The sequence below is a fragment of the Mesorhizobium sp. M1C.F.Ca.ET.210.01.1.1 genome, from assembly GCF_004791585.1.
Classification (GTDB): Bacteria; Pseudomonadota; Alphaproteobacteria; order Rhizobiales; family Rhizobiaceae; genus Mesorhizobium.
In genome coordinates this window covers 1-22,094 of sequence record NZ_SRUU01000026.1, presented here as the reverse complement: position 1 = coordinate 22,094, position 22,094 = coordinate 1, and the positions used below count along the sequence as shown (strand labels likewise).

Annotated in this window: 18 protein-coding genes, 1 tRNA gene and 3 pseudogenes; 16 read left to right on the top strand and 6 right to left on the bottom strand. The window is 64.4% G+C overall.

Annotated elements, in window-relative coordinates; genetic code table 11:
• The first annotated feature begins 143 nt into the window (after nucleotides 1-143).
• The gene (locus EN853_RS24510; protein ID WP_127861797.1) at nucleotides 144-851 is read left to right on the top strand and encodes an SDR family NAD(P)-dependent oxidoreductase; all 708 of its coding nucleotides are present in this window, start codon (nucleotides 144-146) and stop codon (nucleotides 849-851) included.
• Between the two features lie 79 nt (nucleotides 852-930).
• Here the strand turns inward: EN853_RS24510 and rpsA are convergent, their stop codons facing one another.
• The 3 genes from rpsA to aroA all read right to left on the bottom strand — a co-directional run bounded on the left by rpsA (nucleotide 931) and on the right by aroA (nucleotide 5,097).
• Nucleotides 931-2,628, bottom strand: a complete 1,698-nt coding sequence (gene rpsA, locus EN853_RS24505) for a 30S ribosomal protein S1 (RefSeq protein ID WP_127861798.1) — start codon at nucleotides 2,626-2,628, stop codon at nucleotides 931-933.
• Nucleotides 2,629-2,821: 193 nt separating this feature from the next.
• Nucleotides 2,822-3,472 (bottom strand): (d)CMP kinase, encoded by a 651-nt coding sequence (gene cmk, locus EN853_RS24500; RefSeq protein ID WP_127861799.1) that lies wholly within the window; start codon nucleotides 3,470-3,472, stop codon nucleotides 2,822-2,824.
• Nucleotides 3,473-3,738: 266 nt separating this feature from the next.
• Entirely contained in the window at nucleotides 3,739-5,097 is a 1,359-nt protein-coding gene (aroA, locus tag EN853_RS24495; RefSeq protein WP_127861800.1) for a 3-phosphoshikimate 1-carboxyvinyltransferase, read from the bottom strand.
• 194 nt (nucleotides 5,098-5,291) lie between these two features.
• Between aroA and EN853_RS24490 the strand changes: the two genes are divergently transcribed.
• The 4 genes from EN853_RS24490 (at nucleotide 5,292) to EN853_RS24475 (ending at nucleotide 7,459) form a co-directional block, all read left to right on the top strand.
• Nucleotides 5,292-5,687 (top strand): TIGR02300 family protein, encoded by a 396-nt coding sequence (locus tag EN853_RS24490; RefSeq protein WP_127861801.1) that lies wholly within the window; start codon nucleotides 5,292-5,294, stop codon nucleotides 5,685-5,687.
• 174 nt (nucleotides 5,688-5,861) lie between these two features.
• A tRNA-Ala gene (locus tag EN853_RS24485) sits at nucleotides 5,862-5,937 on the top strand.
• Nucleotides 5,938-6,289: 352 nt separating this feature from the next.
• A complete protein-coding gene (locus tag EN853_RS24480) occupies nucleotides 6,290-6,625 on the top strand; it encodes a hypothetical protein (protein WP_245517170.1) in 336 nt (111 codons plus the stop codon).
• 129 nt (nucleotides 6,626-6,754) lie between these two features.
• Nucleotides 6,755-7,459, top strand: a complete 705-nt coding sequence (locus EN853_RS24475; RefSeq protein ID WP_127861802.1) for a DUF2161 family putative PD-(D/E)XK-type phosphodiesterase — start codon at nucleotides 6,755-6,757, stop codon at nucleotides 7,457-7,459.
• Between the two features lie 71 nt (nucleotides 7,460-7,530).
• Here the strand turns inward: EN853_RS24475 and EN853_RS24470 are convergent.
• A pseudogene (locus tag EN853_RS24470) lies at nucleotides 7,531-8,519 on the bottom strand (helix-turn-helix domain-containing protein).
• 45 nt (nucleotides 8,520-8,564) lie between these two features.
• Between EN853_RS24470 and EN853_RS24465 the strand changes: the two are divergent.
• The 10 genes and pseudogenes from EN853_RS24465 (at nucleotide 8,565) to EN853_RS24420 (ending at nucleotide 18,496) form a co-directional block, all read left to right on the top strand.
• Nucleotides 8,565-9,271 (top strand): annotated as a pseudogene (locus tag EN853_RS24465) (DJ-1/PfpI family protein).
• Between the two features lie 126 nt (nucleotides 9,272-9,397).
• Nucleotides 9,398-10,129 (top strand): FadR/GntR family transcriptional regulator, encoded by a 732-nt coding sequence (locus tag EN853_RS24460; RefSeq protein WP_127861803.1) that lies wholly within the window; start codon nucleotides 9,398-9,400, stop codon nucleotides 10,127-10,129.
• Nucleotides 10,126-11,328: a PLP-dependent transferase gene (locus EN853_RS24455; protein WP_127861804.1), complete on the top strand. Its 1,203-nt coding sequence runs from the start codon at nucleotides 10,126-10,128 to the stop codon at nucleotides 11,326-11,328. Before EN853_RS24460 ends, EN853_RS24455 begins: the two co-directional genes overlap by 4 nt.
• A 25-nt stretch (nucleotides 11,329-11,353) precedes the next feature.
• Complete coding sequence (locus tag EN853_RS24450; RefSeq protein WP_127861805.1) at nucleotides 11,354-12,631, top strand: sugar ABC transporter substrate-binding protein; 1,278 nt, start codon at nucleotides 11,354-11,356, stop codon at nucleotides 12,629-12,631.
• A 234-nt stretch (nucleotides 12,632-12,865) separates the two neighbouring features.
• Entirely contained in the window at nucleotides 12,866-13,789 is a 924-nt protein-coding gene (locus EN853_RS24445; RefSeq protein ID WP_127861806.1) for a sugar ABC transporter permease, read from the top strand.
• Nucleotides 13,789-14,637, top strand: a complete 849-nt coding sequence (locus EN853_RS24440; RefSeq protein WP_127861807.1) for a carbohydrate ABC transporter permease — start codon at nucleotides 13,789-13,791, stop codon at nucleotides 14,635-14,637. The genes EN853_RS24445 and EN853_RS24440 overlap by 1 nt, the downstream gene beginning before the upstream one ends.
• Nucleotides 14,638-14,640: 3 nt before the next feature.
• A complete protein-coding gene (gene ugpC, locus EN853_RS24435) occupies nucleotides 14,641-15,708 on the top strand; it encodes a sn-glycerol-3-phosphate ABC transporter ATP-binding protein UgpC (protein WP_127861808.1) in 1,068 nt (355 codons plus the stop codon).
• A 75-nt stretch (nucleotides 15,709-15,783) separates the two neighbouring features.
• Nucleotides 15,784-16,269 (top strand): hypothetical protein, encoded by a 486-nt coding sequence (locus EN853_RS24430; RefSeq protein ID WP_127861809.1) that lies wholly within the window; start codon nucleotides 15,784-15,786, stop codon nucleotides 16,267-16,269.
• A 193-nt stretch (nucleotides 16,270-16,462) separates the two neighbouring features.
• Complete coding sequence (locus EN853_RS24425) at nucleotides 16,463-17,902, top strand: aldehyde dehydrogenase family protein (RefSeq protein ID WP_127861810.1); 1,440 nt, start codon at nucleotides 16,463-16,465, stop codon at nucleotides 17,900-17,902.
• A gap of 15 nt (nucleotides 17,903-17,917) precedes the next feature.
• A complete protein-coding gene (locus tag EN853_RS24420; protein ID WP_127861811.1) occupies nucleotides 17,918-18,496 on the top strand; it encodes a DUF1349 domain-containing protein in 579 nt (192 codons plus the stop codon).
• A gap of 307 nt (nucleotides 18,497-18,803) precedes the next feature.
• Here the strand turns inward: EN853_RS24420 and EN853_RS24415 are convergent, their stop codons facing one another.
• Nucleotides 18,804-20,030: a glycosyltransferase family 4 protein gene (locus tag EN853_RS24415; RefSeq protein ID WP_127861812.1), complete on the bottom strand. Its 1,227-nt coding sequence runs from the start codon at nucleotides 20,028-20,030 to the stop codon at nucleotides 18,804-18,806.
• Between the two features lie 387 nt (nucleotides 20,031-20,417).
• On the opposite strand from EN853_RS24415, the gene EN853_RS24410 reads away from it, so the two are divergent.
• Nucleotides 20,418-21,701: an O-antigen ligase gene (locus EN853_RS24410; protein ID WP_127861813.1), complete on the top strand. Its 1,284-nt coding sequence runs from the start codon at nucleotides 20,418-20,420 to the stop codon at nucleotides 21,699-21,701.
• Between the two features lie 275 nt (nucleotides 21,702-21,976).
• On the opposite strand, the pseudogene EN853_RS24405 reads toward EN853_RS24410, so the two are convergent.
• A pseudogene (locus tag EN853_RS24405) lies at nucleotides 21,977-22,094 on the bottom strand (IS630 family transposase); the annotation flags it as partial.

Here is a 22,094-nt window from a genome sequence, read left to right as displayed (position 1 = left end):
GCGGCGCAATTCTCCGCTGGGCTGACGCATGCAAAGACGCTGCGCCAGCCATGTCGATATTTCAATTGAGTGACAGCACGAAAGGCGCGACGTTCGAGACTGGGGCGGCATAACCATAAAAAAGTGACAGGAGCGGTCGAAATATGACGGAAACGCTTAACGGCAGGCATGTCGTGGTGACGGGCGGCACTGGGGCGCTCGGCGGCGCGGTTGTCGGCAGGTTGCTGGAGCAGGGCGCGATCTGCCATGTGCCCAATGCCCATGCCGCGGCTCCGCCGCATTTTCCATACGCGGCCCATGCCAGCGTTCATCTGGCGCATAATGTCGACCTGTCGGACTCCGCCAAGGTCGAGGCTTTCTACCATCAGGTGCCTGGGCTTTGGGGCTCGATCCATCTCGCCGGCGGTTTCACCATGGCGCCGGTGGAAAAGATCGAGTCGGCGTCCTTTGCCGAGATGATGGACACCAATGCGCGCACCGCCTTCCTTTGCAGCCGCGCCGCGGTGCGCTCGATGCTGGCGTCCGGCACGGCGGGGCGCATCGTCAACGTCACCGCGCGCGCCGGGCTCGATCCCAGGCGCGGCGCCGGCATGGTCGCCTATGCCGCCAGCAAGGCGGCGGTTGCCGCGATGACCCAGGCCATGGCCGAGGAGCTCAAGCACAAGGGCATCCTGGTCAACGCCGTGGCGCCCTCGACGCTCGACACGCCCGCCAACCGCGCCGACATGCCGGACGCCGATTTCACCAAGTGGGTCAGCCTCGAAGCCGCCGCCGAGGCGATCGCTTACCTTGTCTCGCCCGCCAACCAGGCGATGAGCGGCACGCTCGTGCCGCTTTACGGCAGGGCCTGACACGACAAAGGTTCGGACAAAGAAGAACCCCGCCGGATCGCTCCGGCGGGGTTTTTTGTTTCAGTCGAGGCGAGGGGGCTTAGTTGCCCTGCTTCTTCAGCGCCGCGCCCAGGATGTCGCCCAGCGAGGCGCCGGAGTCGGTCGACCCGTACTGGGCAACCGCTTCCTTCTCTTCGGCGATTTCCAGCGCCTTGATCGAGACCTGCAGCTTGCGGGTCTTCTTGTCGAAGGCGATGACGCGGGCGTCGACCTTCTGGCCGACGGTGAAGCGCTCGGGGCGCTGCTCGTCGCGATCGCGGGACAGGTCCGAACGCTTGATGAAGGTCTCAAGTCCGCTGTCGACCAGCCGCACTTCCAGACCGCCATCCTTGACCGCGATGACCTCGCAGGTGACGACGGCGTTCTTGCGCAGCTCGCCGCTGCTCGCTGCCTCGCCGACCGTGTCGCGGGCCAGTTGCTTGATGCCGAGCGAGATGCGCTCCTTCTCGATGTCGACGTCGAGCACCTGCGCCTTGACCATGTCGCCGCGATTGTACTCCTCGATCACCTGCTCGCCCGGACGGGTCCAGTCGAGGTCGGAGAGGTGGACCATGCCGTCCACGTCGCCTTCCAGGCCGATGAACAGGCCGAACTCGGTCTTGTTCTTGACCTCGCCCTCGACCTGGCTGCCAACCGGATGGTTGCGCGCGAAGGCTTCCCACGGGTTCTCCAGCGTCTGCTTGAGACCGAGCGAGATGCGGCGCTTGGCCGGATCGACCTCGAGCACGACCACATCGACTTCCTGCGTCGTCGACAGGATCTTGCCGGGATGCACGTTCTTCTTCGTCCACGACATTTCCGAAACGTGGATGAGGCCCTCGATGCCCGGCTCCAGCTCAACGAACGCGCCGTAGTCGGTGATGTTGGTGACGGTGCCCTTGATCTTCTTGCCGATCGGGAACTTGGTGCCGATATCCGACCACGGATCCGACTCGAGCTGCTTCATGCCGAGCGAGATGCGGTGGGTTTCCTGGTTGATGCGGATGATCTGCACCTTGACCGTCTGGCCGATGTTGAGGATTTCGGTCGGATGGTTGACGCGGCGCCATGCCATGTCGGTGACATGCAGCAGGCCGTCGATGCCGCCGAGGTCGACGAACGCACCGTAGTCGGTGATGTTCTTGACCACGCCTTCGACCACCTGGCCTTCCTCGAGGTTCTGCACGATCTCCGAACGCTGTTCGGCGCGGCTCTCCTCGAGCACGGTGCGGCGCGACACCACGATGTTGCCGCGGCGGCGATCCATCTTGAGGATCTCGAAGGGCTGCGGGTTGTGCATCAGCGGCGAGACGTCGCGGATCGGACGGATGTCGACCTGGCTGCGCGGCAGGAACGCCACGGCGCCGTCGAGGTCGACGGTGAAGCCGCCCTTGACCTGGTTGAAGATGACGCCTTCGACGCGCTCACCCTTGGTGAACTTCTCTTCGAGGCGCACCCAGCTCTCCTCGCGGCGAGCCTTCTCGCGCGACAGCATGGCCTCGCCAAGCGCGTTCTCGATGCGCTCGACATAGACTTCGACGGTGTCGCCGACCTTGAGGGAGGAGTCCTTGCCCTTGGCGCCGAATTCCTTCAGCGGCACGCGGCCTTCGACCTTGAGGCCGACGTCAATGATGGCCATGTCCTTTTCGATCGCGGTGATCGTGCCCCGGACAACCTGGCCCTCGCCGGAATGGCCGGCGGTGAATGATTCTTCGAGCATGCTCGCGAAATCATCGCGAGTGGGATTTGCAGCTGACATTGTTTCTCCTGGAGTGCTCCGCATGACAAGCGGAGCGGGCGCCGTGGGTTAGCGTTGCGTGAGCCTGCCGGCGTTCCGGGCTGAAAAGCCCTCGGCCGCTTTTAGCGGCAAGTCCGGCGCATGAAGAATGCTGGCAGGCTGGTTCGTGCCCGATATGGGTATTTTCGGCGCCGACGGCAATCGAAAACCCGGATCAGGCTTTGTCTCTTTTGGTGAGGACGTCGTCAACGATCGCCATCGCCGCCAGAAACGCGGCTTCTATAGCCATTTCGCTGGTATCAAGCAAGTGCGCGTCGGCGGCTGGCTTGAGCGGCGAGTCGGCGCGGCCCATATCGCGCTCGTCGCGGCGCTCGATGTCGGCGAGGATCGTGGCGAAATCGGCGCTGCCGCCCATGCTCTCGATCTCGGCCAGACGGCGCCTCGCCCGCACCGCAGCGCTCGCCGTCACATAGAGCTTGATGTCGGCGTCCGGGCACACGACGGTGCCGATGTCGCGCCCATCGAGCACCGCGCCCGGCGGCGCCTTGGCGAACTCGCGCTGCTTCTCGACCAGGATGCGCCGGACAGTGGGAATGACCGCGACCTTGGAAGCCGCTTCGCCCACCGCGTGCGCGGAAAGCACTGTCCGGTCGAGTTTCGAGAGGTCGACCTGCCGGGCCGCAGTCTCAGCCGCCGAGACATTCTCGAGCGGCAGGCCGAGCTCCAGCAGCTTATGCGCCACAGCGCGGTAGGTGAGGCCGGTGTCGAGCAGGTTCAGCCTGTAATGGTCGGCAAGCCGGCGGGCCAGCGTGCCCTTTCCGGCGCCCGCGGGACCGTCGATGGCGATGGTGAAGGTGTGGGTCATTGGCGGGCCACCGCACGATCTGCTTGGCGACAAATCCTCGCGCCTTCGTCATCCCACTGCGTAGCGAAGCGCAGACCCTGGGACCCACGCCGTGACATCAGCCGTAGAATGCTGCGAGCCAGAATTCTGCACCGTCCCAGCGCTTTGGCGTCACGGCATGGATTCTGGGGTCTGCGCCGCATCGCTTCGCTCCTTGCTTCGCCCCAGGATGACAACGGGAAGGACGTCAGCGGCCGATCTCGAAGGTCTGCGGTTGCCATCGCCCGTCACTCGATCTCCGCGCCCAGTCCCTTCATCAACCCCATGAACTCCGGAAAACTCGTCGCGATCATGTTGGCGTCGTCGATCGTCACCGGCTTTTCCGTCGCCAGTCCCATGATCAGGAAGCTCATGGCGATGCGGTGGTCGAGATGGGTCTTCACCGCCGTGTCCTGGCCGTTGGGATGCGCGCCCAGCCCCTTGCCGCCCGGCTTGCCGCGCACCGCGAGCGACGCCTCGCCCTCGGAGCAGTCGACGCCGTTGAGCTTCAGCCCGTTGGCGACCGCCGACAGCCGGTCGGACTCCTTGACGCGCAATTCCTCCAGGCCCTGCATCAGCGTCTCGCCTTCGGCGAAGCTCGCCGCCACCGCCAGCACCGGATATTCGTCGATCATCGACGGCGCGCGTTCCGGCGGCACCACGACGCCTTTCAGTTCGGAGGAGCGCACGCGCAGGTCCGCTACATCCTCTCCGCCGGCATTGCGCGGATTGAGGATGTCGATCCGGCCGCCCATCTCCTGCAGCGTCAGAAGCAGGCCGGTGCGGGTCGGGTTCATCAGAACGTTCTCGATCACGATGTCCGAACCCGGCACGATGAGCGCCGCCACCAGCGGGAAGCCTGCCGAGGAAGGGTCGCCCGGCACCGCGATCGTCTGGCCGGTCAGCTTGCCCTGGCCTTCGATGAAGATGTGGCGCACGCCGCGCTCGTCGGTCTCGACGGTCAGGTTCGCGCCAAAGCCTTTGAGCATCTTTTCGGTGTGGTCGCGCGTCATCACCGGCTCGATCACCGTGGTGATGCCCGGCGTGTTCAAGCCGGCAAGCAGCACCGCCGACTTCACTTGCGCCGAAGCCATCGGCACCCGATAGGTAATGGGCGCGGCGTGTTTCGGGCCGCGCAGCGTGATCGGCATGCGGTCGCCGGACGCCGCCTTCAGCACCTGCACGCCCATTTGCCGCAGCGGCTCCAGCACGCGACCCATCGGCCGGCCGGAAAGCGAGGCGTCGCCGATGAAGGTCGTTTCCATGTCGTAGGTGCCGACGAGGCCCATGGTCAGCCGCGAGCCGGTGCCGGCATTGCCGAAATCGAGCGGGCCTTCGGGCTCGAGCAGCGCACCGTTGCCGGTGCCGCGGATCACCCACTCGGCGCCTTTCTTCTCGATATGAGCGCCCATCGCTTTCATGGCCGCGCCCGTGCGCATCACGTCTTCGCCTTCGAGCAGGCCGGTGATGCGCGTCTCGCCGGAGGCAAGGCCGCCGAACATGAAGGAGCGGTGCGAGATCGACTTGTCGCCCGGCACCCGCGCCGTGCCGGCTAGCGCTGGGGATTTGCGGGCTGTGGCCGGCTTGGCGGCGGCGGAATGAGACATCTTGTCGTCCAAATGAAACGCCGGCCGGGCCGGCTCGGTTCGTCACGTTGCGGCGGTCTCGTATCACGGCGCGCGGCAACGGTCATCCCCTCGCGCGGGCCTTTGAAAAGCACGTTCTCAGGACATGTCTTTTGGCTTTGACAGCGCGGAAAACTGCGGTTATGGGGACCATTCTTTTTTTGACGAGGCCTGACGTGGCAAAAGCTGAACTTGGCACAAAGCGTGTCGACCCCGAAACGGGTCGGAAATTCTACGACCTAAACAAGGATCCGATCGTCTCGCCCTATACCGGCAAGAGCTATCCGCGTTCCTATTTCGAGGAAGGCAAGATTTCCGCGATCGAGGACGACGAGGACGTCGCCGACAAGGAAATCGACGCCGAGGAAGAAGAAGGCGCCGAAATCGTCTCGCTCGAGGATGCGGACGAGGAGACCAAGGGCGGCGGCGACGATCTGCCCGATCTGGGCGACGACGAGGATGATGTCGATCTCGGCGAAGATGACGACGACACCTTCCTTGCCGACGAGGAGGAAGAGGACGACGACGTCTCCGACATGATCGGCGTCGGCGACGACGAGGACGAGGTCTGATTTCGCCTTTTCGCGATCGTTTGCCGGCCATTTTGGCCTGTGACGAAAAAGCGGCGTTGAAGGCTTGATCTTGACCGAATGCGGCGCTAGAAGCCGCCAGCACTAAACAACGGCGCAGGTTCCCACCGCGCCGGATCTCTTCGCCGGAAACGGCGCCGGCTGACTGCCGGGAGTGGGGCCATAGCTCAGTTGGGAGAGCGCTTGAATGGCATTCAAGAGGTCGTCGGTTCGATTCCGATTGGCTCCACCAAACAGTCCTTCTCCGACAACGACGCTATAAGCGCGAGAAATAGCTGCGCCTTTTCCCATTTGCTTTCCGCGAAGCCTGGGACGAGAGATTCAAGGCGCCTGAATCCGGCGCCCGGGGAAGTCCCTGCTAAGCTTCTGAATTCGTGCTAGGACTTCTCGCAAAGAATCGGGGCTGATCGCTGAAAATGCCGAAAATTCGTCTTTCTCTGATCCTCGGTTGCGCGGCATTCGCTCTTGTCGCCTGCCAGTCGGCTTCCGACGCGCCGCCTCCTCCTCCGCCTCCGCCCCAACCCGCCTTGGCTGCTGCTGTTGCGGCGCCTGCGCTCCCGGGCTCTGCGGTGTTGGACCGATCCGTGGCGATCGTTCCGCCCGGCAAGGGCGTTCCGGCCAGGTATGCCGCATTTTCAGGCATATGGGCCGGCCAGCTGGACGGCATGTATGAAGGCAAGCTGGCCGTGCTGACGGTATCTTCCGGCGGGCAGGTGACGGTCAGCTATGCGTGGGGAGACGTGGCCGACAACAAGCCGGGAGTGGCCGACGGCTCCGGCAGGATCGTCGGCAACACCTTGAAGCTCGGGCGTCTCCCGAATGGCGCCGACATCACCTTTGCGATGCTCCCCGACGGAACGCTGGCCGCCACCTATACGCTTGCCGGCCAGACCTATAAGGGCCAGTTCGCCAGGCAATAGTCCGCAGAACGATCCGGCGCAGCGGCTCCATCCGCTGCTGGAATTGCGGTTGTCGAAGACGAGGGCGGCCACGGCAGGATCGCCTCCTGAAGACATGCCGGTCGGCCACGAATCGGCTATGCCTCTCCCATGCAGGAAACGTCCCTCTATGCACCGGTGAAGCGGTTCCTCGAGAGCCTGGATTTCACCGTCAAGGGCGAAGTCAGCGGCTGCGACATCGTCGGGCTGCGCGACGGCGAGCCGCCCGTGGTCGTCATCTGCGAGCTGAAGCTGCAGTTCAATCTCGAGCTCGTCCTGCAGGGCGTCGATCGCGCGGCGGTCTGCGACGAAGTCTGGCTCGCCGCCAGGATGTCGGCACGCGGCAAGGGTCGCGAGCACGACCGCCGGTTTCGCGCGCTCTGCCGCAGGCTTGGCTTCGGCCTGCTGGCGGTCGACGGAAAGGGCAAGGTCGAGCTGCTGCTCAGCCCGGCCGCCGTGCCGCCGCGGCGCGATCCGAGGCGGCGTTCGCGCCTGGTCGAGGAGCATCACCGTCGCAGGGGCGATCCGTCGATCGGCGGCAGCACGCGACGAAAGCCGATCATGACCGCCTACCGGCAGGAAGCGATCGCCTGCGCCGCCGCCATGGCCGATGGCCCGAAGCGGCCGCGCGATTTGAAAGCCGTCGCACCGCGCGCGGCCAGCATCCTGCTGCACAATTACTATGGCTGGTTCGCCCGGGCCGAGCGCGGCATCTACGCGCTCACCGAAGCCGGCTACGCCGCTGTCCAGCCACATGAGCCTGCGGAGGACACGATGCAGGTCGTTGCGTATCAGGCCGACCAGCTCGGCGCGTGAGGGCTGCTGCTGGCCTCGCAGTCCCAGCGCGTTAGCGTGTTCAGTCCTGCCGGCTGGCGCGAGAAGGCTCGTCAGAAACGCTCGCGATAGTCGCGCGGGTTGGTGCCGAGGACGCGTAGAAATCCACGCCGCATCGTTTCTTCCGAGCCGAAGCCGCAGCGCCGGGCCGTCTGGTTGACGGGCTGGCCCCGCTCCAGCATCCGCCGCGCCGCCTCGATGCGGATTTCTTCGATCGCGCGGGCGGGTGTGCGACCGTGGCCTCGCGATAGCGCCGCGAGAAACTGCGGCGGCTCATATTGGCGTGGTCAGCCAACTGCGCCAGCGACAGGTCGGCGGCCAGATTTTCGAGGATCCAGCCATGCAGCTTGTCGAAGCGCCCGTCGCCACCCTGCAGCTTGAGGGTCTGGCTGAACTGCGCCTGGCCGCCAGGGCGTTTCAGGAAGACGACCAACTCGCGCGCCACGGCGAGCGCCATGCGCCGGCCAAGGTCGGCCTCGACGAAGGAAAGGGCGAGATCGATGCCCGCCGTTACGCCGGCAGACGTCCAGACATTGCCGTCGCGTATGAAGATCGGGTCGGGCTCGAGGCGGACCGCCGGAAAGCGCCGGGCGAATTCCGCGCAGCGCCCCCAATGGGTGACCGCGCGACGGCCGTCGAGCAGGCCAGCCGTCGCCAGCAGCATGGCGCCGCTGCAGACGGAAGCTGTTCGCCTGGCTTCGCGCGAGCGGCCGATGATCCACTGGATCAGTTGGGGGTCTCGCAGGCCGCGTTGACGCCCCATCCGCCAGGCACGATCAGCGTGTCGATCTCAAGCCCGCGCGTCGGCAGCGCCACGGTTTCCAGCGCGAGACCGGCCGACGTCCTGATCCTGGGGGAAGCGGCAACAACCACGGCTTGATAGGCCGCCGGCTCGCCGGCCTGCGTCTTGAAGTCGTTGGCGCTGGCGAAAACCTGGAGCGGTCCGCTGACATCGAGGAGCTGGACGTCGGGATAGGCAAGGACTTCGATGCGGCGCATTTCGATTTGGCCTGAAACGAGGGGTGATTGGCGATCGCGCCAAAGCATGATGCCTTAGATTGCCGGGAGTCAACCTGCGGAGATTTCCATGACCCTTCGTTTCGGCATCCTCGTGTTCCCCAATGTCCAGCAGCTCGACCTCACCGGACCTTACGAAGTCCTGTCATCGGCGAAGGGCGCCGAGGTGGAATTGATCTGGAAGGATCGCAATCCGGTGATGTCGTCGACGCGTCTTTCCCTCACACCGACGGCGACCTTCGACGACTGCCCGCCTCTCGACGTGCTGTGCATTCCGGGCGGAGGCGGCGTCAACGCCCTGCTCGAGGACAGGCAGTTCTCGATTTCGTGTGGGAGCGCGCGGCGCAGGCGCGCTACATCACCTCGGTGTGCAGCGGCGCCCTGGTGCTCGGCGCGGCCGGGCTGCTCAAGGGCAAGCGGGCGACCACGCACTGGTATGCACATGATTTCCTTGAAGAGTTCGGCGCAATCCCTGTCGATGCGCGTATCGTCGAGGACGGCAAACTGATCACTGCCGGTGGCGTCACCTCGGGCATCGATTTCGGTCTTGCGCTGGTCGCAAGGCTCCTCGGACAGGCCGAAGCGGAGATCGTGCAGCTCTCGCTCGAATATGCGCCGGCTCCTCCCTTCCGCTCCGGCACACCGGCCGAGGCTTCGCCGGCTGTCCTTGCGGAGGCAAAAGAGCGGCTCTCGGCCTCGAGGCGGGTTCGCGAGGAAATGTTCGCTCGCTGGCGCGAGGCTCGCGCGGCCGCCACGCCGGTACGGATCCGCGGCTGAGCCCGATCCGACCGGGATGGCGCATCTTAAGCGCCATCCGGTCCTGCCTCGATTTCGGCTGTTGACTCCCCATCCGGTCTGTGCAGAAATTGGTTGGACCATTGAACCACTTTAGGCTCCGCCGGCGTGACAGACAGCCTCCCGCCCATTCAGACGACGGCCCGCGATGACGCGGTGCTGAAGGCGTTGGCGGGCTTCGTCAGGCAGGAGGCGCTGGGCCCCGGCCAGAAGCTGCCGACCGAGCGCATACTGGCCGAACGCCTCAAGGTCAGCCGCAACACGGTGCGCGAGGCGCTGACGCGCTGGGAGGGGCTTGGCCTCGTCGAGCGTCGGCAGGGCTCAGGCACCTATCTCAAGGCGGCCGTCTCTCCCGACATGCTGCACATGCCGCTGACATTGGCAGGCGGCAACGATTTCGCCGGCCTGATGTGCACGCTGGAAATCCGTCGTGCGCTGGAGGCCGAGGCGGCCGCCCTGTGCGCTGTTCGTGCCGGGAAGGCCGAACTCGCCGAGATCGAACATAAGCTCAACGTGATGGAAGAGGCCTTCCGCACCCGTGACGGCATGTCGTCGGACGAGGACTGGGAATTCCACCAGGCGATCTTCCGCGCCTCCGGCAATCCGCTGTTCGAGCAGATCATCGCCGCCATGTACGAGTTGTTCCACCGCTTCTGGGAGCATCCTCTGGGCGTACGCGATTTCGGCCATGCCAGCTTCCCCTACCACCGCACCATCTTCGACCGCATCGTCGCGCGCGACCCCGAAGGAGCCCGCGCCGAGGCGCTCAAGCTCATCGCCACCGTCGAGGACGATTTGAAGCGCGGCGCCGCCAACCTCAAACTTTCGGACCGCAAATGAACGAGCATCCCGCAAACTTCGACCCGGCTCCCTTGGCGAGCGACTATCTCGGCGAGGCGGCGACGCTTCTCGCCCATGACGATCCGTTCCCGGGCGGCGCCGTGGTGCCGCCGATCTACCAGACATCGCTGTTCACCTTCGACAGCTATGCCGACATGGCCGACACTTTTGCCGGCCGCCGCCGCCAGCCGATCTATTCACGCGGCGACAATCCGACGGTGATGGAGTTCGAGGCGCGCGTCGCGGCTTTGGAGGGTGCCGAGGCCGCACGCGGCTTCTCCAGCGGCATGGCGGCGATCAGCGCCACGGTGCTTGCCTTCGTCGGCGCCGGCGAGCGCATCGTTGCCGTGCGCAACTGCTATGGCGACGCCTACCGCCTGTTCGAGCGGCTGTTCCCGCGCTTGCAAATCAAGGTCGACTATGTCGACGGCTCCGACCCGGACGCGGTTGCCGCGGCCCTTCCCGGCGCCAGGCTGCTTTACCTCGAAAGCCCGACATCGATGATGTTCGAGCTGCAGGACATCGCCCACCTGACGCGGCTGGCGAAGGAGCAGGGCATCGTCACCACCATCGACAATTCCTGGGCGACGCCTGTGTTCCAGAAGCCGATCTCGCACGGCGTCGACCTGGTGCTGCATTCGGCCTCGAAATATCTCGGCGGCCACAGCGACACGGTCGCCGGCGTGGTGGCGGGCTCGGCCGCGCACATCAAGCACATCAACGAGCAGACCTATTCCTCGCTCGGCGGCAAGCTGTCGCCTTTCGAGGGCTGGTTGCTCCTGCGCGGGCTGCGCACGCTGCCGCTCAGGCTGCCGCACCACATGAAAAGCGGTCTCACCCTTGCCGAGCGCCTCAAGGCGCACGGCAAGGTCGAGCGGGTCAACCACCCCGCCTATTCCAACCATCCCGGCAAGAAGACGCTTGCCGGCTATGCCGGGCTGTTCTCCTTCGAGGTCACGGAGGATGTCGACATCCCGGCATTCGTCGATGCGCTGAAGCTGTTCCGCATCGGCGTCAGCTGGGGCGGCCACGAAAGCCTGGTCGTGCCGGCAAAGGCCTCGCTCGAGCAGACGCCGGGTCTCAATTCGATGGCGCGCTTCGGCGTCAGCCCCCGAACCATCCGCTTCAATGTCGGGTTGGAAAACGTCGAGGATCTCTGGGCGGACGTCGTCCAGGCCTTCGACAAGTCAAAAAAATAACGTTCAAAAAATGGGAGTCCTGAACATGAAGAGACTGACATTCATGCTCGCCGCCGTTGCCGGTCTGGCGATCTCCGCCGGGGCCGCGCTGGCCGACACCACCGTCAAGATGGTCGAGGTCATCACCAGCCCGCCGCGCACCGAATTCCTGAAGAAGCAGATCGCCGAGTTCGAGCAGGCCAATCCCGGCATCAAGGTCGAGCTCGTCTCGCTGCCCTGGGGCCAGGCATTCGAGAAATTCCTCACCATGGTCCAGGCTGGCGACACGCCCGACGTCGTCGAGATGCCGGAGCGCTGGATGGGCCTCTATGCCAACAACGGCCAGCTCGAGGATCTCGGGCCGTACATGGCCAAGTGGGACGACGCCAAGACGCTTGGCGACCGCGCCAAGCAGTTCGGCTCGACCGTCAACAACACTCAGTTCATGATCCCCTACGGCTACTATGTGAACGCGCTGTTCTGGAACAAGAAGCTGTTCAAGGAAGCCGGCCTCGACCGTCCGCCGGCAACCCTCGACGAGTTCGTGGAATTCTCCAAGAAGATCTCGGCCATTCCCGGCAAATACGGCTACTGCCTTCGCGGCGGCCCCGGTGCCTTCAACGGCATGCACATGTTCATGAACATCGCCGACGGCAAGGGCGGCTACTTCACCGAGGACGGCACCTCGACCATCAACGACGAGGGCTCGGTCAAGGGCCTGCAGATGCTGGCCGACATGTACAAGAAAGGTCTGGCGCCGAAGGACGCCGTGAGCTGGGGCTTCAACGAAACGGTGACCGGCTTCTATTCCGGCACCTGCGCCATGCTCAACCAGGATCCGGATGCGTTGCTCGGCATCGCCGACAAGATGAGCGCCGACGACTTCGCCGTGGCGCCGTTGCCGGTCGGCCCGAGCGGCAAGTCCTACCCGACGCTGGGCTATGCCGGCTGGGCGATGTTCGCCAACTCCCAGCACAAGGACGAAGCCTGGAAGCTGATGGCGACGCTGCTGTCGCCCAAGGACAATCTGGAATGGGCCAAGGAAGTCGGTGTCGTCCCGATCCACAACGGCGCCGACCAGGACGCCCATTTCAAGACCGAGCAGTTCAAGGGCTGGTTCACTGAGCTCAGCGACAGCTCCAAATATGAAATGGTGACGCCGCCGACCCATCTGGAGAACCTCGGCAACTTCGTCGACCAGGTGGCGATCAAGAACTTCCAGGAAGTGCTGCTCGGCCAGAAGCCGGCCAAGCAGGTTGCCGACGAATGGGCGGCGTTCCTGACGAAGGAGCAGCAGGCCTGGCTGGCCAAGAACAAGAAGTAGGCGCAGGCTTTTCCTTCGCCCCGTTTCACGGGGAGAAGGTGGTCCGAAGGACCGGATGAGGGGCAGCGTCGAGTTCTGCCAGGCTGGCGCCGCCCCTTGTCTGCCTGCCGGCTTTCGGATCGAAAAGCCAAGCAATTGGCTTTTCGTCCGCTGCGCGGACCGCTCCTCAACTCCCCGTGAACGGGGAGAAGGACGCTGTCGCCAACGCCACCCACCCACCACCGCGAGCACCGTATGACCTACGCAGTGTCCGAAATCCGATCCGCCGCCCGGCCGCGAAAGAAAGGGCTGAGCAGGGCCGCGATCGAGCCATGGCTCTATCTTTCGCCGGCTATCGTCCTGCTGGTCGTGGTGCTGCTGGTGCCGTTGATCATCGGCATCAGCTATTCCTTCCGCAAATTCTCGGCCTTCAAGTCGGAGTATGTCGGCCTCGGCCAGTATCAGGCGATGCTCTCCGACGCCGTGCTTGGGCAAGCTCTGGTCAACACGCTGTGGTGGACCGTCGCCAGCCTGTTCTTCCAGTTCTTCCTTGGGCTGGGCCTGGCACTGCTGCTCGACAAGCCGTTCTATGGCCGCAAGGTGGTTCAGGCGGTGGTGTTCCTGCCCTGGGCGGTGCCGTCCTTCCTCTCGGGCCTCACCTGGGCCTGGCTGTTCAACCCGATCATCGGGCCGCTGCCGCACTGGCTCTATGCTCTCGGCCTGAAGGCGGAACCGACCAATGTGCTGTCCGATCCGGCCACCGCCATGTGGGGGCCGATCGTCGCCAACATCTGGTTCGGCATCCCTTTCTTCGCCATCACGTTGCTCGCCGCGCTGAAGTCGATCCCGTCCGAGCTGCATGAGGCCGCGGCAATCGATGGCGCCTCGCCCTGGCAGCGCTTCACCAAGGTGACGCTGCCGTTCCTGGCGCCGACCATCGTCATCACCGTCATGCTGCGCACCATCTGGATCGCCACCTTCGCCGACCTGATCTTCGTCATGACGGAGGGCGGGCCGGCAGGCTCGACCAGCACCGTCCCGGTCTACATCTATGTCAGCGCCTTCAAGTCGCTGGACAAGGGCTATGCCTCGGCGGTCGCGGTGCTGCTTCTGGTGCTGCTCATTGCCTATGCGGTCGGGCTGATCGCCATCCGCCGCACTTTGGTGAGGCACGTCTGATGATCGCCGGTCGCTCCACCTCCTCGCGCATCGCCGGCGGCGTCGGCCTTTACGCGGCAATCGCAGCCTATGTGATCTTCGCGCTGTTCCCGATCTTCTGGACGCTGAAGATCTCGGTGACGCCCGAGCGGCTGCTCTATTCCGAAGGCATCACCTTCTGGCCGTCCGAGATGACGCTCAAGAATTTCGCCACCGTGCTGGAGGCCTCCGACTTCCCGCGCTATTTCCTGAACAGCGTCATCGTCTCGGTGTCGACGGCGGGGTTTGTCACCGTCATCGCAACGCTGGCCGGCTACGCCATGTCGCGCTTCACTTTCCGCGGCAAGGCGACTTTGGCCATCCTGCTGCTGCTCACCCAGACCTTCCCGCTGGTCATGGTCATCCCGCCGATCTACCGCATCATGGGCGACATCGGCCTGACCAACAGCCTGACCGGGCTGATCATCATCTACACCGCCTTCAACACCGCCTTCGCCACCTTCCTGATGCAGTCCTTCTTCGACGGCATTCCGAAGGACCTGGAGGAGGCGGCGATGATCGACGGCTGCACGCGCGCTCAGGCGATGCGCCGGGTGATCGTGCCGCTCACCCTGCCGGGCATGGGCGCCACGCTCGGCTTCGTCTTCACCGCCGCCTGGAGCGAACTGCTGTTCGCGCTGATGCTGATCTCCAGCGACGAGCAGAAGACGTTCGCGGTCGGCCTGCTCACCTTCATCGGCAAGTTCGCGGTCGACTGGGGGCAGATGATGGCGGCGTCCATCCTGGCGCTGATCCCGGTCTGCATCTTCTTCGCCTTCCTGCAACGCTATCTCGTCACCGGCCTCACCGCCGGCGCGGTCAAAGGATAAAAGATGGCTTCCGTCACCCTGCAACATGTCGAGAAGGACTACGGCTCGCTGCGCATCCTGCACGGCGTCGACCTCGAGATCGTCGACGGTGAGTTCGTCGTGCTGGTCGGTCCGTCGGGCTGCGGCAAGTCCACGCTGCTGCGCATGATCGCCGGACTGGAGGAGGTCTCCGGCGGCGAGATACGCATCGGCGAGCGCCTGGTCAACGACGTGGCGCCGAAGGACCGCGACATCGCCATGGTGTTCCAGTCCTATGCGCTCTACCCGCATATGGACGTCTCCTCCAACATGGGCTTCAGCCTGATGCTGAAGAAGGCCGAGAAGACGACGATCGACGGCAGGGTCGGCGCCGCCGCCAAACGGCTCGGCCTGGAAACTTTCCTCGGCCGCTTGCCGCGCCAGCTCTCCGGCGGTCAGCGCCAGCGCGTCGCCATGGGCCGCGCCATCGTGCGCGACCCGAAGGTGTTCCTGTTCGACGAGCCGCTGTCGAACCTCGACGCCAAGCTGCGCGTCCATATGCGCGCCGAGATCAAGGCGCTGCACCAGCAGCTCAAGACCACCTCGGTCTATGTCACGCATGATCAGGTGGAAGCCATGACCATGGCCGACCGCATCGTCGTCATGCATGACGGCTATGTCCAGCAGGTCGGCCATCCGCTGGAGCTTTACGACCGGCCGGTCAACACCTTCGTCGCCGGCTTCATCGGCTCCCCCGGCATGAATTTCCTGCCGGCGAAGGTCACCAAGGGCGGCAAGGTGGACGCCGTGCTCGCCGATGGCCAGAAGCTGAGGCTGCCGGACGGCCTGCCGCTGAAGGACGGCGACGCGCTCACCGTCGGGCTGCGGCCCGAGCACATCAGGCTGGTCGACGACGGCGCGCTGAAAGGTGAGGTCGAGGTCGTCGAGCCGCTCGGCCTGTCGACGCAATTCTATGTCAGGCTCGCCAACCAGCAGATCTGCGTCTTCGTCATGGGCCGCAGCGATGTGAAGCCGGGCGACACGGTTCGGCTGTCAGCCGATCCGGCCTCGCTGCATCTGTTCGATCCGGCAACCGGTAATCGCATAGGTTAGGTCAGCCAATCGGTGCGGGTGTGGTGCCCCTGAGCTAGAATCGTTCCCGTTGATTCGTCTCGGGCAAGGAACGGCATGAGCAAGGCTCTCGGCACATTCGCATTGGTCACGCTCCTGAGCGCCTTGCTGATGGCGCTTTCGCTGGCGGTCGCAAGGCATGGCTACCCTTACGGCGCTTTCGGCATGAAGCGGCTGGACGGCATTGCCGAAGCGGGTTCGTTCCTCCCCATCGCCGCCATCTATTTCTTCAGCGCGCTGTTGATGATGATCCTGCCTATCCGTGCCGCCGGCGTCGTGCTCACCCATGCCGCCGACGCCATCTTCTGGGCGACGATCGTGCTGTTCGCCACCATTGTCGGCTCGCTTCTCGCCAGATGGGCCTTCGGCCAAAGTGGCGTGCTTTCGGCGCTCCTGAACTGGCGCTTCCTGTTCGCAGTGGCGATCGTGGCGGCGCATCTCACCATGAACGAGCTTCGTCGCAACATCCTGCTCAGAAGCCTGTTCTTCGTCATCTTCGCGGCCGCTACGCTTGCCTGCCTGTTCTGGTCGTTTTCCGTCTGAGGCCTCAAGCTCCACGTCGTGACAGGTCGTCGCGGGCAGCGCGATGGACTTCCACCGTCGCGCGCCTACCTTTATCGAAAGCGCTCGGGTAGACCTTTCAGCGGACAATGCGTATATCATTTGTCTGACAAATGACCGGCGCCTTGCCGCCCCAGCAATCTCGAAGAAATAAGCCAATCTCGAAGGAATGAAGATGACCGTGCTCCGCAAGAACCTGATCGACGGCGAGTGGCTGGGCGAGGCCGGCTCGCGCAACATCAACCCCTCGAACACCAACGATGTCGTTGGCGAATACGCCTCGGCCGGGCCGGAAGAGGCCAAACAGGCCATCGCCGCAGCCAAGGCCGCCTTTCCGGCCTGGTCGCGCTCTGGGCCGCTGGCACGCCATGCCGTGCTGAAGAAGACGTCCGACGAGATCATGGCGCGCAAGGACGAGATCGGGCGGTCGCTGGCGCGCGAGGAGGGCAAGACGCTGGCCGAAGGCATCGGCGAAACCATCCGGGCGGCGCAGATCTTCGACTTCTTCGCCGGCGAGACGCTGCGCCTGTCGGGCGAGATGGTGCCCAGTGTGCGGCCGGGCGTCGGCGTCGAGATGACACGCGAAGGCGTTGGCGTCGTCGGCATCATCACGCCGTGGAATTTCCCGATCGCCATTCCCGCCTGGAAAATTGCGCCTGCGCTCGCCTACGGCAACACGATCGTCTTCAAACCGGCGGAACTGGTCCCCGAAAGCGCCTGGACCATCGTCGACATCCTGCATCGCGCCGGCCTGCCCAAGGGCGTGCTCAACCTCGTCATGGGCAAGGGCTCGGTGGTCGGCCAGGCCATGCTCGACAGCCCCGACGTCAACGCCATCTCCTTCACCGGCTCGGTCGGCACGGGAAAGCGCGTCGCCGCGGCAGGTGTGGAGCATATGCGCAAGTTCCAGCTCGAGATGGGCGGCAAGAACCCGCTCGTCGTGCTCGATGACGCAGACCTGGCGGTCGCTGTCGACTGCGCGATCAACGGCGCCTATTTCTCGACCGGCCAGCGCTGCACGGCGTCCTCGCGCCTGATCGTCACCGAAGGCATCCACGACCGCTTCGTCGACGCGATGAGGGAGCGCCTGGACAAGCTTGTCATCGGCGACGCGCTGGATGCCAAGACGCAGATCGGTCCGGTGGTCGACCAGACCCAGCTGAAGCAGGACGAGGACTATATAGCGATCGGCCGCCAGGAAGGCGCCGAGCTCGCCTTCGGCGGCGAGCGGCTGGAGCGCGAGACGCCCGGTTTCTATCTGCGGCCGGCGCTGTTCACCGGCGCCACCAATGCCATGCGCATCTCGCGCGAGGAGATTTTTGGCCCTGTCGCCAACGTCATCCGCGTCAAGGACTATGACGAGGCGCTGGCCGTCGCCAACGACACCCCGTTCGGCCTGACGTCCGGCATCTGCACGACGAGCCTCAAGCACGCGACGCATTTCAAGCGCAATTCCGAAGCGGGGATGGTGATGGTCAACCTGCCGACCGCGGGCGTCGACTTCCATGTGCCTTTCGGCGGCCGCAAGGGCTCGAGCTACGGCCCGCGCGAGCAAGGCCGCTACGCCATGGAGTTCTACACCACCGTGAAGACGGCCTATACATTTGCCGGCTAGGCGGAAGGCCCAAAAATGTCGGGCTTTGCCGGAATGACCTGGCTCAACCCGCCGCCGCACCACGCGTTCGGCGACGGGACGCTCCGTGTTCGCACCGGCATGGAGACCGATTTCTGGCGTGAGACCTTCTATGGCTTCCGGCGCGACAATGGCCATTTCTTCTACCGGCCGATAGCCGGCGACTTCAGCGCCGAGGTCACCGTGAACGGCGACTATAGCGCGCTTTACGACCAGGCCGGGCTGATGCTGCGCTTGAGCGAAACGCACTGGATCAAGGCGGGCATCGAATACACCGACGGCCTTGCCTACTTTTCCGTCGTCGTCACCAACGACAGATCCGACTGGTCGCTGGTCGCCATTCCCGCGGACCCGAACGGTGTCCGGATACGCCTGACCCGACATGCCGAGGCAATCCGCATCCAGTATCGGGATGCTGCGGACGGCCGTTGGAAGCCGGTACGGCTGGCCCATTTCCCGGTCTCGCGAAGCGTCGATGTAGGCATGATGTGCTGCTCGCCGCAGCGCGAGGGCTTCGAGGCCACTTTCTCCGATTTCATAGTCGGTCCGCCGATTTCCAGGCACTTGCATGACTGACCGGCGCATTTCTTGCCTGGCGATCAAAGCCTCTGCCCGAGCGCCTGGCTGGGCGAATTGGTGAACTCGGCATGCATCCGCGCTGCTGGCTCGCTCAACTCGTCAATCAACGCCTGCAGCGCGGCACGGGCCGGGTGACGGGCAAGGCCATCCCTGCCGTTTGGCGCTGAAGCATTCCTGCGGACCCGCTTGCGGCGCTGGAAGGCAGCCCGTCGCGGCCGGCCGTTCTGAGGCAGGCGCTCACCCGGCTCGCATTCGATCCGGCCCGGGTGGTCCGATCATGATTTGAAGGCGGCCACGACGGGAGTCAGCGGGGCGTGGCGTCCAGCCCCAATCCCTGGCGAACCGCGTCACGGATCGCTTGCGGCCCGAAACGGGACCAGGCGGAGTCATGGGCTCGCGCCCGCAAGCGGGTCATGCCCGCCTGGTCGGAACAGAGCCCGACCGCCAGGTCGGCCAAGCCCTCGTCGCTGTCGGACAGCAGGATGTCTTCGTTTTCGACAAGATCCAGGCCTTCCGCCGCCAGCGGCGTCGCGATCACCGGAACACCCGCGGCTGTCGCCTCGAGGATCTTGATGCGCGTGCCGCCGCCGATGGCAAGCGGCACGATGGTGAGATGGGCAGCGGACAACAGCGGCCCGGTGTCCTCCGGGTCCTCGACCAGACTGACCCCATCCAGCCCTGCAAGGGCGCGAACGGGCGGCCCCGGCGAACGGCCCGCGAGAACGAGCGTCGCGGCCGGCAGCGTCCGGTGGATGCGGGGCAAGATAATGCGGGCCAACCGCTCGGCGGCGTCGATGTTCGGCTCGTAGCCCAGATGGCCAACAAAAAAGATAAGCGGAAAGCGATCGGAGGCGGCTGGTTGCAGAGGCAGCGTCTGCGGCATCCGATCGGCGCGCGGGATGCCGTTCGGCACGATGTCTATGGGTATTGCGGGCTGGACAAATGTCTCCAGCCGCTCGCGATCCAACTGCGAGCAGACCCAGATCCGGTCGACGATGGCGGCCGCCCTTCTTTCGAGTGGTCTGACGCCGGAGGAAAACAGTGGCCAGAACTTCTTGCGCGGCAACTGATCGGCGAGGTCCGATTCGACATTGTGCATGTCGAGAATCAGTTGCCGGACCGCCGGTCGCAACGGAGCGAGAAGTTTGAACAGCGCAATGCCTTCGACGACGATCGTGTCCGGGCGGAAGTCCCGCACCAGCCCCTTGAGGCGCGCCAGCGCCGGAAGCGGTATCCGGCTCTCGCCCCGGATCCTTCGCCAGCCAAGCGACGGCGCGCGCCGTTCGGTCTCATTGGTCAGCTGAACCAGGCGGATGTCCAGGCCGACAGGTTGCGCTTCGCCGGTCTGTGGCACGACCGAGGCAAGGCAAACCGGGCCGAACGCGGCGGCCGCCGTGGCATTGCCGAAATTCCTCAGATCACCGCCGGATGTCGGCGGAAAGGGCGGTTCGTGGCAGACTATCAGTGTTCGTTGCAAGCCTATCTGATCCCCTCCAGCAAACTGGTCGCCCGGCCGCACGCCGCCATCCATAGATGGTCCGAAGTCTGGAGCAGTTCACCGTCTCACGGAAACGGCGGGCTGCTCTAACTATTTGTTTCTATGCAATTCCGGGCGGAGAACCGTTTACACACTTTTCCTGGAATGCTCCAGATTTCCATCCGCTGCCGAAATGCAGGAACAATTCGCTGCTCGGGTGATGCGTCCAGGCTGCGCCGCCGCCCCATTCCGGCCTTTTCGCTATGCAACAAGCCTCCGACGGTCGCCCCTTTTGCCCGTGACAACATTTGCGGTTGAGCCGCCGGCCGTTGGGCGATAGGTTATGCTGCAGTGCACAATGCATCCCGGCCAGGCCGAACATTGGCTTTGCGCCGGCTACCGCGCGCTGAACGCTCCAAGGCTAACGGACAAAAATCCGGCATGAAGATCCCGAAATCCATTCTGCTCGATCCGGAGGCAAACAAGGCCTATGGCGCCTTTGCCGTTGTGGTTTCCGTCTTTGCCTTCGCCTATTCGAGCAATTTCGGCCAGATCCTGATCCTTGCCTACTACGCGGTCTGGCTGCCGCTGCTCTTCGTCGACTACAGGCGCTTCACTTGGAAGCTCTCGAGCGCCTGGCTGCCGCTACTCTTCGCGGCCTATGTCTGCCTGTCGGTCTTCTGGTCGCAGGCCGCCGGCATCAGCGCGCGTGCGGCGGTGCAATACTCCTCGCACATTGTCTGTGCCTATGTCGCGGCCCGCACCATCAGCGTCCGGACGCTGGTGCTGGGCTCGTTGATCGGCATCTTCTTCGTCCTGCTCTATTCCCTGAAGGTCAACGCTTACGCGCTCGACACGGTCGACGGCACCTTCAATTTCGTCGGCGCTTTCGCTTCCAAGAACCAGGTCGGTTTCTTCTCCTCCTTCGGCATCTTTTTGTCCCTCGTCTTCCTGATGTTCTACCGGCGTAACTGGCTGAGCTTCTTCTGGACAGCGCCGATCATCCTGATGTCGGCATACATGCTGGCGATCGCCCATTCGGCGACATCCGTCGCCTCGCTGCCGGCGGTGTTCGGCGTCGTCATCCTGCTCACCATGAGCAGGGTCCTGTCGCGCCGCTACCGCCGGGTGCTGTTCGTGGTCGGCGGCGGCGCGCTGGTGGGAGGGGTGGTGGCGGCGCTCAACCTTGGTCTGCTGGATGTCGTGCTCGGCGTCTTCGGCAAGGATTCGACGCTGACCGGCCGCACCTATCTGTGGCAGCAGGGCTGGGAGGCGGCGCAATTGCATCCGCTGCTCGGCTACGGCTATGCCGCCTACTGGGTGCAGGGCTTCGCCGATCCGGAACGCTTGTGGGCGGAGTTCTACATCTCGACCCGCACCGGCTTCCACTTCCACAACACCTATGTCGAGACCCTGGTCGAGATCGGCTTCATCGGCGTCACCATGCTGGCATTGATCATCCTGCGCGCCTTCTACGGGCATATATCGAAGGTGGTGTTCGGGGCATGGAACGCCGATTCGGTGGTGCTCGCCGGCGCTGTCGGGCTGATGCTGATCCGCTCCTTCTTCGAGGTCGAGATTCTCGGCCCCTACTTCATGGCGTCCTTCATCGTCTATTACGGCCTGTTCAAGCTGAGCCCGATGCCGGTGGCGCGACGGCGGCGGACGGCTCACCTCCCGATCGACGATGAAAGGCACGCGAACCGCATCCCTGCTCCGGTCTGAGCGACTGCGGCAAATTGCTAGAGCAATTCCAGGAAAAGCGTGGAACGGTTTCCGTCCGGAGTTGCGTAAAAACAAATGCTTAGAGCGGTTCGGCGATTCTATGAATCGCTGAAACGCTCTCGGAAAGTGTGGGGCGGGTTCCGGAAAGGCTCGACCGCTCGAAGGCCTGTTGAGAGTCAGGTCGGGCCGAGCCGGGAACGGTGGGGCGGAGCGTCCTTGAAGTGGGTGAGCACCGGCCTGCGCCGGACCTGAATATCAGCAGACCTTAGAGCGCTTCAGGTTTTGACGGAAGCGTATCCGGCGTTGTTGAAGTAGTTTGAGCATTCGTCGGGTTCTATGGTGGCGACGAGGTGTCCGATGTGTCGCCAGGTGTCGTCGATGGTTCGCTTCTGG